Genomic DNA, 12,462 nt, shown 5'->3' on the forward strand with positions numbered 1-12,462 from the left:
CTTTTCAACAAAGGCAAATTCGATCTGCAAACTTCAAACTTCCTTCAAAATTGTCCGTTAAATTCGCAGTGTCCGAAGTATAAAGCCGAACACTTCCTTATTTAAAGGACCATCAATTAATTGCCCTTCCGTTTGGACAACGGGTTTTCCCGCTAAACTATTTTTTGATCGGATCAGGAAATAGTGATGCGGCAGAACTAAGCATTTAATCTCTAAAACTATATTTAACAAAATGAAAAAAACATTGATCATTGTTGCGCTAACTACGATTGCAACAACATCTTTTGCGCAAAACCAGCAGGAACAGAAAGAAATTAAAGCCAATAAGAGCACCCAGCAGGACGTGAAAACCAGGGCGGCCGGCGCAATGGGCAAAGGCGAAAGCAATGAAAAATTTGGCCAGCCAAAACGTATTGAAGACAGCTATCCGTTAACGACTGATGCAGATCGCCAAAAAATCTCTAAAATGATGCAGCAGATGACCGTTGATTTGCTTTCGCTGTTCAATCAGTACAAAGAAGCGCACTGGAACGTGAACGGGCCGTTGTATCTTCCTCTGCACGATTATTATCAGGAACAGGCAGATTATTATCGCTTGCAGGCAGATATTTTTGCAGAACGGAACTTGCAATTAGGCTATAGTGTTGACGGCCGTTACAGCACCATCAGCAAAACCAGCAACATTCCGGATTTTCCTGCCGGATATGTAACTGACAATGAATCGCTTAAATTACTGATCGATAGGGTAACTGTTTTGCAAAAAGAAATCTATACTTATATTGCAGAGAGCAATAGTGTTGACCCGGTGACGAGCAATAAACTACAGGACCTGGCTTATAATGTCGATAAAAATATCTGGAAATTAAGGATCCATTTACAAAAACCAGGCGGAACAGGCGAAAACCTTCCCTGGAGCGGGCAGCAGTCACGTGACCGGACGGGAAATTAAATATTAAACGAAACCAAAAATCGGAGGGCTGCATAAGCCCTTTTTTTGGTTATTTTTTAGAAAACCTCAACAAAGCAATTTAGGCTCGACAGCTGGTCAGTATCAATTCACACTTCTTTCCAATGCTTTGATTTGTGGCTGATAATCCCGAGGCAAAATTGCAGCTTTTACCAAACCGTCCAGCTTTAGTTTACGGCTCAGTTTGTACATCGGCACAATCAGTTTCAGCAAAAAAATATCTTTCAGACCTAATAATTGCCGCACATATCCGGGCACCAATTGGGCTTGTACTTCTTTTAGCAGGATAAATCTCGGCAAGCCCAAGTGCTTTCGGTATTGTTTGTACAAATCAACCGTAAAGCGGCTTTTTTCCAGGTTTCTGCGGAGATGATTTTCGCGCACGGGCAGCCAGTTTTGATAGTTTTCGGGCAAATCCGGGATTTTCATCCGCAAGCCCATCCGGTAAAAAGTATGGTAAATTTCTTCTTTTTCTGCGGAGGAAAGTTTGTTGTAAAGCAATTCGTAAGCGCGTACAGAATAATCCACCAGTAAAAACAGCACGTCGCGGTAAGCCCAGTCCGGTATTTGGCTGCCGCGGTTTTTCTCTACTGCGGAGTGGATGGCCGTAATTTGATCGATGGCAAAATTGGCATCTTTTAAAGTAGAAAAATTGATCCTTTGTGCGTAAGTTACGGTAGAAAACAATCGCCCCAACGGATCGGCCGGTAATTTTCCGGTAAAATACAGCCAGTCCACGGCTTTGTTCAGTGCAAATTCTGCCGATGCACCGGCGAAAATGAACAAAATCGTATCTGCATTGCTCCATATTTTCCGCACAATTGAACCTTGTTCCACAAATAACTCCATGTTAAACCAACGTGGTTTTTGGTTTTTTGTGCGGAAGATTTGTGGTTTTGTACTTTTGGCAGAAGGTGAAAAGCTGCATCCGGGCAATGCTTCTTTTACCAGTATAAATTTAGACTGCGGAAAATTCTTCCGGTAAGTTCATTAGGATAAGATGTAAGTTTCAAATTAATCAAAAACCGTTCAAAATAAAAATGCTTCTTTTACCACCTAAATTTTAGGGTGATAAAAGAAGCATTTAGTTTTTTTCATGCCGAAACTATTGCGGCATTTTGCATTTGCAGTTTATTCTTTCACAAAAAAACCTGAAAGAAATCCAGGTTAATCAAAGCAAAAAATTACTCTGCAGGGGTTTCGGTTTTCGGCTCCTCGGCAGTTTCAGCTTCCGCTTCAAACTCCGGTCTTGTTTTTAAAATCTCAAACCAGGAAATTATCTTTTTAATGTCCGAAGCATAAACTTTCTCTTCATCATGGTCTGGTGCCACTTCACGGAAAAATTCGCGCAGTGTTTTGCCGTCGGCTTTTTTCGCGTCCGGAATGTTTTCCAGCGTTTTCATGCGCGCTAAAATATCCGTCAGTTTTAAATCTTCATCTTCACCAAAAACCGTGATTTCATCCAGCGCGGCCAGTTTTGCCGTACTCAAGTTTACCACTAATTTCAGTTTTTGCCCGTCCAGGCTTTCCAAAACAAAGCCGGTTTTATTTTGCGCCATTGCGCGCCACAAACCAGGTTTGCCGGAAACGGAAACTATTCCATATAAATTCATTTTTTTTGAGTTTTACGTTGTAAGTAATATGTTGGGGCAAACTCTTTATAAAAGGTTTATACCAAATACTTAAAACGTACGATTGAGCACTAAAAATCTATTAATCAATCACTTCAACACTGGTAATTTTATCGCCCTGACGGATTTGATCCACCACATCTACATTGTCCACCACTTTGCCAAAAACGGTGTGGTTGCCATCTAAATGCGCGGTGTTTGCACGGCTGTGGCAGATAAAAAACTGCGAACCGCCCGTATTGCGACCGGCATGTGCCATTGATAGCACGCCGCGATCATGATATTGGTTTTCGCCGGTTAGCTCGCAATCAATTTTATAACCCGGGCCGCCGCTGCCTGCGCGGTTAGCGGTTGACGGATCTTTGGAAAGCGGATCGCCGGTTTGCACCATAAAATTCGGGATTACGCGGTGAAAAGCCACACCATCGTAAAAGCCGTCTTTGGCTAATTTTGTAAAGTTAGCCACGGTATTTGGCGCATCCTGTTCGTAAAATTCTACAGTCATGTCGCCTTTTTCGGTTTTAATAATTGCTTTGCTCATTTTGTTGTTTAAAGAGGTGCAAAGTTAGTATTTTAGTAACAATATTAGATTTTTAGAATTGAATAAGATGAAGGGTTTCCGTGCTGTTTTTATCACTATATTTTTAAGTTTTGCTGGGTTTTGGGCAAAGGCCGCTTCCATTTTAATACCGATGGACGAAGTGCAGCACGATCATCTGAAATCTTACGGAATTGCTTTCTGGGTGTTGAAAAACGGCGAAGAAGTAGATTGGCTACTCAACTATCGCGGCGGCAGTTTTATGCTGAAATATAGCGAGAAAGCGGAATCAGAATGTAAAATCCGCGGTGTGAGCTATGAGGTTTTGGCCGATGCTAAAGTGACTTCCATTTTAAATGAAATCACAGATCCTTCCGTAAACATGGATTTGGTAAAACTTGAAAAAGCACCAAAAATGGCCGTTTATTCGCCCAAAAGCAAATTACCCTGGGACGATGCCGTAACGCTGGTTTTAACGTATGCCGAAATCCCGTACACAGTTTTGTATGATGAGGAAATTATCAAAGGCGAGCTGCCCAAATACGATTGGCTGCACCTGCACCACGAAGATTTTACAGGCCAGTACAGCAAGTTTTACTCCGCTTTTCACAATGCGGCCTGGTACGTTGAAGACCAGCAAAGACAGGAAGCATTGGCCAAAAAATTAGGGTTTAAAAAAGTATCGCAAATGAAGCTGGCCGTGGCCAAAGATATCCGCGATTTTTGCGCTGGCGGCGGATTTTTGTTTGCCATGTGTTCTGGTACGGATACTTTTGATATTGCTTTGGCTGCCGAAGGAACCGATATCTGCGAACGTATTTTTGATGGTGATGCCGCTGATCCGAACGCGCAATCCAAGCTTGATTTTAACAATACTTTTGCCTTCCAAAACTTCAAATTGGATGAAAATCCGTACAGTCACAGCTTCAGTAATATTGACGTAACGCCAACCCGTACCGTAAGCCGATCAGATGATTTTTTTACATTGTTTGATTTTTCGGCCAAATGGGACGTGGTCCCGTCCATGCTCACCCAAAACCATGATAAAGTGATCAAAGGTTTTATGGGACTGACAACGGCTTTCCGCGAGAGTTTGATCAAACCAAATGTGCTGATTTTGGGCGAACTGAAATCTGCCGGGGAAGCGCGCTATATCCACGGCGACTATGGCAAAGGCCAATGGACATTTTACGGCGGCCACGATCCGGAAGATTACCAGCACGCCATCGGCGATCCGCCAACAGATTTAAAACTGCACCCTAATTCTCCAGGTTATCGTTTGATTTTGAACAACGTTTTGTTTCCGGCGGCGAAGAAAAAGAAGCAGAAGACCTGATGCTGTTTTTATCGGTATAAAATTGAGATAATTTTCAAGGAATAATATTTTTCGTACCGTAAAAGGCTACTATAATTTATGATATGATTTCTAAACAAATTGTTAAACTTTTTATGATGTATAGAAGAATTGTAATAGCACTTATGCTGTTTTTAAGTTCAAATATTTCTTTTGGGCAAACGGTAAAAAAATTCAAACTAATAAGTGATATACAGCAAGATGTTTTATTTCGAGGTTGTGATACATTGTACTATACAAATCAAATAAAATCAGACGTTCTTGACTCTACTATTAGGATAATCGCGTCTAAAAAGTCATTTTCTTTAGATCCACTATATGCTGGCAAGCAAACTCAATCATTTGTCATCACTTCAACTGAACAAGCGTATTTAATCCAAGAATTAAATAAATTAAAAGTTTTCAAGTGGTCAAAAGGCATGTTTCTAAAATCAAGATGTCTTTCTATTAAACAGACAAACGCGGTATTCACAAACAATGAAAAATCCAAGGAAGCAATCTCGCGTTATTGTCCTATTATTTATACTTTTTCCAAACCAATATTCCTTCGAAATAATAGCATTTGTCTGTACTTAAAACAGGAGCAGTATGGGATTGATAACACACAATTAAGCTATAATTTCTACTGGAAAGAAAATGAATATTGGGAAGAATATGCTGATGTTTATATTAATATGGGTAATTATGAAGGTGAACCTGAAGAGGAACAGAAAGTAGCAGTAAAAGAAGATGTAGTTCAGGTTTCAACACCTGATATTGGAAAAATATTTAATGATTCATCTACAACAAAACGGGTTAAGTTTGGGAAAGATGTACTTATCGCATTAAAATCATCAAGGATAGATTCCCTAAAAATCTTATTTCCAACACTGAAACAGAGCATTAAAATAGATCAAGCAAAAGGTGGTAATCCAAAGATCATTAAAAAAGATGATTTAAAAGAGTTGAACCTTAATCATGAACTTGTATTAAATATGTCTGTGTCTATGTGTGGGTCTGTTTTGGAGAAGGCTAAAGTATTGAAGATTGATTGGTCAAAAGTAGTTCTTGACAATGTAGACAAGCAAGAGAAATTTTATCCTGCAAACACTAAATATAAAGGTGGACCCATTACAATGGTAAGTATGGATATTTTATTTTCCGAAGGACAACACAAATATTTAATCAATATTTCTCAAGCACTTTTTATAGATAATTATTGGAAAATAAATGGTTATATGGAACTTAAGGAAGTTAAATAATTTTATTTTGCTTATTACACTATTGTACCAATCATGGAAATGAAAAAAGTAAAATTAACCATTGAAAAAGGAGAAAAAGTTTTGTGGGGCAGTATTAAGTATAACAACAATTTAATTGCCGATTACGCCAATAATCTTACGGAACTTGAAAGTAAATTAAAAAAACATTTACAAGAATTTGAAGATGTTGAACCTGAAACTGTAACATTTAAACACAATTAAAATGTGTTTTCGTGTTCATTCAAACTATTGATCATGCTTCTTTTATCGCATAAAAATCAATGTTTTGTATATCCTTTTAAAGATCGCTGATTTAAACACCAATTTTATAGTGCTAAAAGAAGCATCATTGTCATTTCGGCCCGAAGGGAGAAATCTTCTTCAAATGTTTAAAATCAACGGTTTTGACAGCAAACTATCAATTATAAAAATTCCAGCTTACCCCAAAAATCAGCAACGCATCCTGCATTGGGTAGCCAACTTGCGAAGCGGGCGAGGCACCTGGTGATACCGTGGTATAATAACCTTTGCTTTGCAAACCCTGGTTGGCGTATGTATATTTCAGGAACAGATTTGTGCGCTTTAAAGTGCCTTTTACAAATAGATCTATCACCGGATAATTGGCAAAAGCAAAGTTGGAATTGTTATAAAACTGACCGATCCCGGGCGCGTAAGCCTGAGCCAGATATTTGGTATTGTACCGCACTGCAAACCCGTAACTGGTGCTTAAAACGTTGAAAAATTTTTTGTTGTAATACAAGCTGTTGTAAGTGTAAAATTCCGGCGTGCGCAAAACATCGGTGTTGTTTGTTTTTTGGTAAACCAGAAAATTATCAAAATGAAAATTGTGATAAATGAAGTTTTTGCCCAAACTCAGCTTTAATAAACTGATGACGCCGCCAGCCTGCCGGGGCTGCAGATTATTGGAGTAAGCAGAATCCGGACTGGTATTGGCTGCCGCAAAATAAAGGTAATTCCCCAGCAAAAAATATTCTGCCTTGGCATCCAGCTGCAGTTTTTCATTCAGGTAATTAAATGATAAGCCGGTTGTTTTTTGTTTGTTCAGATCATTATTGGTAAACGTGTAATGACTTGATCTCCAGGAAGTATAAATTAAAGGCACGGTATTGTTTTGTGTGTAAGCTTCGGCAATTACGCTACCAATTTTATTTCCAAGCAAAACATTCAGCCTGGCATTATAAAAGTAATCACCAAACTCGCGGCCCAAAGTTACTTGCTGCAGGTTAATGTCCAGCCCTGCCCGGTCGCTCAAATTGTAACCCAGCCGGGCTTTTAAAGTAATGTCCTGAAAAGAATTGCTTTGCACTTTTTGCTGATAATTTTGGGTAGAAACCAAACCATTGGCCCGGACCCACTGGTTGTAGTTGTAATAATCGTGTACCAAACCCAAATCCAGTTTCAGTTCGTTCCGTACAAATTTTACTGCATTTCCGCGCAAAGCAAAACTGTACGAAAATTCATTCCGGATATGTTGTACATGAAGTGAATCCCTGGAAAAAAGTGTGTCTGTATTGTGCTGCGGAAAAACGTTGTACACATCTGCTTCATCTTGTAAATACTTGTACTGCTGAGTATTATAAATAAACGTATGCGAAATTCGCTGGGTAGGGACAACGCTGGAAGAAGAACCGGCAGGTGTGTTTAAGCCTTCTGTTTTACCGATATAGTAAATTTGTTTGATGTAAAGGCTGTTGTTCCTGTAATTATCGCGCGAATTGTTGAGCCTTACCGGCTGCGAACTTTTGGCCAGAGAACTGTTGGTGCTGACTTGGCCTGTGCTTTTTTTAAAAATGCTGTCGCTCAGTATCGAACCATTTTCCGGTGCTTTCAGGTTATTAAAAGTGAGGTTGCCAAGTAGGTTATAGCGTTTGCTCTTGGATTCGTACCAGGTAAAAACAGCAGCTTCCAGGTGATCTGATTTTTGCCTCGGATAAAAACCAACCGAACCGATGCGGTTAAAATCAAAACCGGCGTTCCAGTTTGGTTTGATGTTTTGCGTATGCGTTACCCCGAAAAGCTGTTCTTTCAATGATCCGTTTACATAATAAAGGTTGGTAAAAGGCGTACGTGCGCGGTAGTAAGTTACGTCTTCCGGTCTTAACAAATATGCATCAAAAGCATGTATGCCAATATCAAAACCGATGGATTTGCGGGGTTCAAAAAGTAAATCCCGGTAAGCCAAACCCAGGTTTCCTAAACCAATTTTCGGGCTGCGCGGCTGATACAAAGCACTATAATTTTCAAAGTTGTTCAGCGTTGTGTCCAGCGGAATTACCTGCGTGCTGACATTTAAAAGTCTGGCATTGGTTACGCGGATATATTTTGAAGTAAAAACCACCGAATCGGCTTTGTGCTCGTCGCGTTTGCGCAAAGTGTCCAGCAACTGGTCGTCTGTTAAGGGTTTGGCCGTTTTGCGGTGGCTGGTATCGCCCTGCACAAATGGGTTGGTATTGGTGTTGGTGGTGCGGCCATATTGCGCGTAAACCGAAGCCGCGGGTAAAAAAATCAGCCCTAAAAATAAAAATTTCAGTTTGCTAAAATTCACAGTTGCGCAATCAGTTCTTTAAGGATCAAAGTCATTTTGGGTTCGGCCGCTTGTGCAATGGCGATGATACTTTCTACCGAAACCGGCTCCAACACTTCCGGGAAACCTTCGTCTGTAACCACCGAAATGGCAAATACCGGCAGGTTCATGTGGTTGGCCACAATTACTTCCGGCACGGTGCTCATGCCCACCGCATCGCCACCGATGATGCGCAGGTAACGGTATTCGGCACGGGTTTCCAAATTCGGCCCGGTTACCGAAACGTAAACGCCTTTATGGCAGGCAATGCTGTTTTTATCGGCTATTTTTAAGGCACTTTCAATCAAATCTTTGCGGTAAGGCTGGCTCATGTCCGGAAATCTCGGTCCTAATTCTTCGTTGTTGCCGCGCAGCGGATTATCAGGCTGCAGGTTGATATGATCTTCAATCACCATTAAATCACCTTTTTTGAATGCCGGATTGAGCGCACCGCTGGCGTTGGAAACCAGTAATGTTTTGATGCCCAGCATCTTCATAATCCTGACAGGAAACGTAATCTGCTGCATCGTATAACCTTCGTAATAATGCAAACGGCCCTGCATGGCCACTACTTTTTTGCCGGCCAGCGTGCCAAAAATCAATTTACCGGAATGAAACTCTAATGTTGAAATTGGAAAATCCGGGATATTGCTGTACATCAGCTGTTTTTCGATCTCTATTTCATTGACCAAACCGCCCAGTCCGGTGCCTAAAATAATGCCGACTTCAGGTTCAAAACCATTAATGCGGCTTTGTATATAAGCGGTTGTTTTTCTGATACTTTCTAACATAATTTTCTATAAGCTGCTGAAACGCCGGTGCCGCGCCGTCCAAAAACGAAATCCCGATCGGTGCCACAAAAACCGGCAAACCGGCCAGCAGCGTTTGCAGTTCGGGTTCTTGTAAACGCTGCGCATCTTTTTCTGTTGTGATAACTGCTTTATTTATCGCCGGGCAGGCCGCAAAATCTGCAACAAGTTTACTTATATTTTTGCTGGTAAACGGGTGATGATCGGGATAATTGTGCGGCACAACCTGTGCAAACTGCTTACGCAAATGCTGCAGCAACGGTTTCGGGTTGGCAATACCGGTCAGCAAAAACAAAGTAGAATTTTGGTCGATAAAAACAGCATCCGCCGAAGGAAAAAGTGTACGGAACGGCTGATAAACAATCGAAGTAAAAAACAAATTTTGATGTGCTAAAAGAAGCATCTGCTGCCGGATTTTTTCTTGGTTTTCTGCGGATAAATCTGCGGGGCATTTGCTGACCACGATCACATCGGCACGTTTTTTTCCCGAAAACGGTTCGCGGTAATTTCCCGCAGGAAGTAAAAAATGCGGTTTCAGCAACTGCTGATAATTAAACAGCAACAAACTAAATCCCGGCGTTAAGGCACGATGTTGGAAAGCATCATCCAGCAAAATCAAATCATGATCAGCTTGTAGTTTTTCAACCCCAAACACCCGGTTTTCGCAAACGGCAACGGCAATTTCCGGAAATTTTTGTTTAAACTGAAGCGGTTCATCACCAACCGTTTTGGCCGTACTGTTTTTATCGGCATAAAAAAAGCCTTTGGTTTGGCGGCCGTAGCCGCGGCTTAATGTGGCAATTTTGTATTGATTTTTGAGGAAGCCAACAAGATATTCTGTCATCGGGCTTTTGCCCGCGCCGCCAATTTCGAGGTTGCCGATCACGATCACCGGAAGGTCAAATTGTTTACTTTTAAAAACCCCGAAATCGTAAAAAAAATTTCGAATAAGGATGATCAAACCGTAAAGCAGCGAAAAGGGCAAGAGCAGGTAACGGATATTGCGCATGATTAAGCTATACCTATGGTTGTTGACCCGGAAACGCTGTTTTTTATCATATAATTTGATGTGCGGATATTGTTTTTATTAACCTTAAATAAATATTAATTATATCCGGATTAAATCGGTGCTAAAAATTGATAATCTATACAAATACAAAACACTTTTTTTGTATTATTGCAGCTAATGTCAAAAAAAACCATAACGTTTACAGTTATTACTTTCTTCATTTTAATCTTCGCGATTAAAATGTTGATACCGGCTAGTACTGTTTTTAACAATCATTTTTCAAAGCAGGTCGAAACCGTTCTCCTTATTGCCGATCAGGAAGATAACGACGAAATAGCATACAATTTTAAGGATTCCATCAGCAAAACCAGAAAAGAAACGGACAAGATTTTTATCCGCCAATTTAAGTTTGTGCCAGCGGCAACGCGTATTTTACTGCTGTACAAGCAGCAGGGTTTATTCATACAAGTTCATTTCCCTCAAATTTTTACACCTCCTCCAAACTTGGCCTAATCGCTGATTTACAGTTTTATAAACTATCGCGACTATTTATTATAGTTTTCGATACTGTTTTTATAACACAATTTTTTATCATCACGATTAGATTTTATGCTGAGAAAATTAAAACAAGAACGCTCGCTGAAAGACAATTTGCTGCTGGCCTCTTCTACCGCTTTTGTGGCCGGTGTAACCAATGTTGCAGGCGTAATAGCCTTTCTGTCTTTTACCAGCAACATTACCGGGCACGTAGCAATGCTGGCCCGCAAAATTGTGAACAAAGAACACCATGATGTGATGGTATATACGCTATGGCTGCTGCTGTTTTTAATTGGAGCGTTTACGGCCAACTTCCTTACCAAATCTTATAGTAAAAAAGGCAATTACCGCGCGCACGCCGTTCCTGTTTATGTAGAAATTGTTGTGATGCTCATTGTGGCAATTTACGGGCATAATTATTATACCGAAACACAAACCGAACGCGAAATGATTATTAGTGCGATGTTGTTTTCGATGGGTTTGCAAAACGGTTTGGTTTCCACCATTTCTGGCGGATTGGTCAAAACCACGCATCTAACCGGTTTGTTTACAGATTTAGGCGGAGAACTTTCCGAATATCTGCACACCGGAAAGGGCGAAAGATCACCCATAAAGCAGCGTTTGGCCGTCCGTTTCACTATTTTAAGTTTTTACTTGACCGGCGGTATTATTGGCGGCCTGATGTTTGAAGCGTATGATTTCCGGATATTTTATTTTATCCCGATAATCCTGTTTAGCATTTTATATTATGATATTTCGGAAGTAATTTTATACCGCATCGTTAAAGTGCTCAATTATCCTTTTAAAAGAAAAAAACAAATCAATCCCCGCTTTCACGGGTCTGAAAACCTATAAAAAAATATCCCTATGAGTAGTACCGAATCCATCCACGATACCAGCCACATCACTTACCAAAGCCTGCTGGAAGGCAATAAAACGTTTGTGGCCAATACTTTAAAAGAAGACGAACAGTATTTTGAGAAGCTTGCAAACGGCCAAAAACCACCGATTCTGTGGATTGGCTGCGCCGATAGCCGTGTGCCCGCCAACCAGATTACCAACACCAGACCAGGCGAAATTTTTGTGCACCGCAACATTGCCAATATGGTCATCCATACCGATATGAACATGCTTTCTGTACTGGATTATGCTGTTAACGTGCTGGAAGTGAAGCATGTAATAGTTTGCGGCCATTATGGCTGCGGTGGCGTTATTGCCGCGCTGACCAGCAAAACTTATGGTATTATTGATAACTGGCTGCGGCATATCAAAGATATTTACCGTTTGCACGCCTTCGAGCTGGATTTGATCAGCGATGAAAAGGATCGCGCCAACCGATTGGTAGAATACAATGTAATGGAAGGCGTAAACAACCTGTGCAAAACATCCATCATCCAGAATGCCTGGGAAAATAACAAAACACTAAGCGTGCACGGCTGGGTTTACGAACTGAGCACCGGTTTCATCACCGATTTAAAGGTGAGCACCACCTCCAGCAACAACATGAACGATGTTTTTAAGTTCGATTTTTAAGTTTGAGAAAGGCTGATTTAAATTAATCAGCCTTTTTTATAAACTGCAATGGGTGCCAAAAAGGTTGGTGTTAAAGCTGCTTTTATCGCCGAAAGTTGGTAAGGAATACTTCTTTTACCACCTAAATTTCTATAAGCCTTCTGATTATTTCAGGAGGCTTTTTGATTCACAGGATTTTACTTTAAAAGGAGTATTAATTTATAAACATCAATACCTTATTAATTTAACTTCTTTTTGCTTCAGCAACCTTTTGTAAAAC

The 12,462-nt window shown here is 40.5% G+C and carries 14 protein-coding genes; 8 read left to right on the forward strand and 6 right to left on the reverse strand.

The features are described 5' to 3' along the window. The first annotated feature begins 232 nt into the window (after nt 1-232). A complete protein-coding gene (locus tag ACOFKR_RS14985; protein ID WP_419801607.1) occupies nt 233-949 on the forward strand; it encodes a Dps family protein in 717 nt (238 codons plus the stop codon). Between the two features lie 102 nt (nt 950-1,051). Here ACOFKR_RS14985 and ACOFKR_RS14990 read toward each other — a convergent pair whose 3' ends face one another. Next, entirely contained in the window at nt 1,052-1,816 is a 765-nt protein-coding gene (locus ACOFKR_RS14990; protein ID WP_419801608.1) for an oxygenase MpaB family protein, read from the reverse strand. Between ACOFKR_RS14990 and ACOFKR_RS14995 the strand changes: the two genes are divergently transcribed. After that, nucleotides 1,815-1,952 carry a hypothetical protein gene (locus ACOFKR_RS14995; RefSeq protein WP_419801609.1) on the forward strand — a complete coding sequence of 46 codons (138 nt, stop codon included), beginning with the start codon at nt 1,815-1,817 and terminating at the stop codon, nt 1,950-1,952. The two genes, ACOFKR_RS14990 and ACOFKR_RS14995, sit on opposite strands and share 2 nt — an antisense overlap. A 199-nt stretch (nt 1,953-2,151) precedes the next feature. On the opposite strand, the gene ACOFKR_RS15000 is transcribed toward ACOFKR_RS14995, so the two are convergent. Both ACOFKR_RS15000 and ACOFKR_RS15005 read right to left on the reverse strand, forming a co-directional pair. Then, nucleotides 2,152-2,580 carry a DUF5606 domain-containing protein gene (locus ACOFKR_RS15000; RefSeq protein ID WP_419801610.1) on the reverse strand — a complete coding sequence of 143 codons (429 nt, stop codon included), beginning with the start codon at nt 2,578-2,580 and terminating at the stop codon, nt 2,152-2,154. A 100-nt stretch (nt 2,581-2,680) separates the two neighbouring features. After that, entirely contained in the window at nt 2,681-3,139 is a 459-nt protein-coding gene (locus tag ACOFKR_RS15005) for a peptidylprolyl isomerase (RefSeq protein WP_419801611.1), read from the reverse strand. Nucleotides 3,140-3,290: 151 nt separating this feature from the next. Here ACOFKR_RS15005 and ACOFKR_RS15010 point away from each other — a divergent pair, with 151 nt between their 5' ends. The 3 genes from ACOFKR_RS15010 to ACOFKR_RS15020 all read left to right on the forward strand — a co-directional run bounded on the left by ACOFKR_RS15010 (nt 3,291) and on the right by ACOFKR_RS15020 (nt 5,953). Further along, the gene (locus ACOFKR_RS15010) at nt 3,291-4,472 is read left to right on the forward strand and encodes an asparagine synthetase B (RefSeq protein WP_419803650.1); all 1,182 of its coding nucleotides are present in this window, start codon (nt 3,291-3,293) and stop codon (nt 4,470-4,472) included. A gap of 83 nt (nt 4,473-4,555) precedes the next feature. After that, entirely contained in the window at nt 4,556-5,731 is a 1,176-nt protein-coding gene (locus ACOFKR_RS15015) for a hypothetical protein (RefSeq protein ID WP_419801612.1), read from the forward strand. A 33-nt stretch (nt 5,732-5,764) separates the two neighbouring features. Beyond that, complete coding sequence (locus ACOFKR_RS15020) at nt 5,765-5,953, forward strand: hypothetical protein (protein WP_419801613.1); 189 nt, start codon at nt 5,765-5,767, stop codon at nt 5,951-5,953. Nucleotides 5,954-6,149: 196 nt separating this feature from the next. Here ACOFKR_RS15020 and ACOFKR_RS15025 read toward each other — a convergent pair whose 3' ends face one another. Genes ACOFKR_RS15025 through lpxK form a run of 3 tightly spaced genes read right to left on the reverse strand, consistent with a single transcriptional unit; the run spans nt 6,150 to nt 10,133 of the window. Continuing rightward, complete coding sequence (locus tag ACOFKR_RS15025; RefSeq protein ID WP_419801614.1) at nt 6,150-8,297, reverse strand: putative porin; 2,148 nt, start codon at nt 8,295-8,297, stop codon at nt 6,150-6,152. Further along, the gene (locus ACOFKR_RS15030; protein ID WP_419801615.1) at nt 8,294-9,106 is read right to left on the reverse strand and encodes a purine-nucleoside phosphorylase; all 813 of its coding nucleotides are present in this window, start codon (nt 9,104-9,106) and stop codon (nt 8,294-8,296) included. The genes ACOFKR_RS15025 and ACOFKR_RS15030 overlap by 4 nt, the downstream gene beginning before the upstream one ends. After that, on the reverse strand, nt 9,057-10,133 hold the full coding sequence (gene lpxK, locus ACOFKR_RS15035) for a tetraacyldisaccharide 4'-kinase (RefSeq protein WP_419801616.1): 1,077 nt from the start codon (nt 10,131-10,133) through the stop codon (nt 9,057-9,059). Before lpxK ends, ACOFKR_RS15030 begins: the two co-directional genes overlap by 50 nt. A 240-nt stretch (nt 10,134-10,373) precedes the next feature. Here lpxK and ACOFKR_RS15040 point away from each other — a divergent pair, with 240 nt between their 5' ends. The 3 genes from ACOFKR_RS15040 (at nt 10,374) to ACOFKR_RS15050 (ending at nt 12,203) form a co-directional block, all read left to right on the forward strand. Further along, nucleotides 10,374-10,646, forward strand: a complete 273-nt coding sequence (locus tag ACOFKR_RS15040) for a hypothetical protein (RefSeq protein WP_419801617.1) — start codon at nt 10,374-10,376, stop codon at nt 10,644-10,646. Between the two features lie 96 nt (nt 10,647-10,742). Next, a complete protein-coding gene (locus tag ACOFKR_RS15045; protein WP_419801618.1) occupies nt 10,743-11,525 on the forward strand; it encodes a YoaK family protein in 783 nt (260 codons plus the stop codon). A 12-nt stretch (nt 11,526-11,537) separates the two neighbouring features. Next, nucleotides 11,538-12,203, forward strand: coding sequence for a carbonic anhydrase (locus ACOFKR_RS15050; RefSeq protein WP_419801619.1), 666 nt, complete (start codon nt 11,538-11,540; stop codon nt 12,201-12,203). The last annotated feature ends 259 nt before the right edge of the window (nt 12,204-12,462 follow it).

Origin of the sequence: Mucilaginibacter sp., from assembly GCF_965201005.1 — a bacterium.
In the GTDB taxonomy this organism is placed as follows: domain Bacteria; phylum Bacteroidota; class Bacteroidia; order Sphingobacteriales; family Sphingobacteriaceae; genus Mucilaginibacter_A.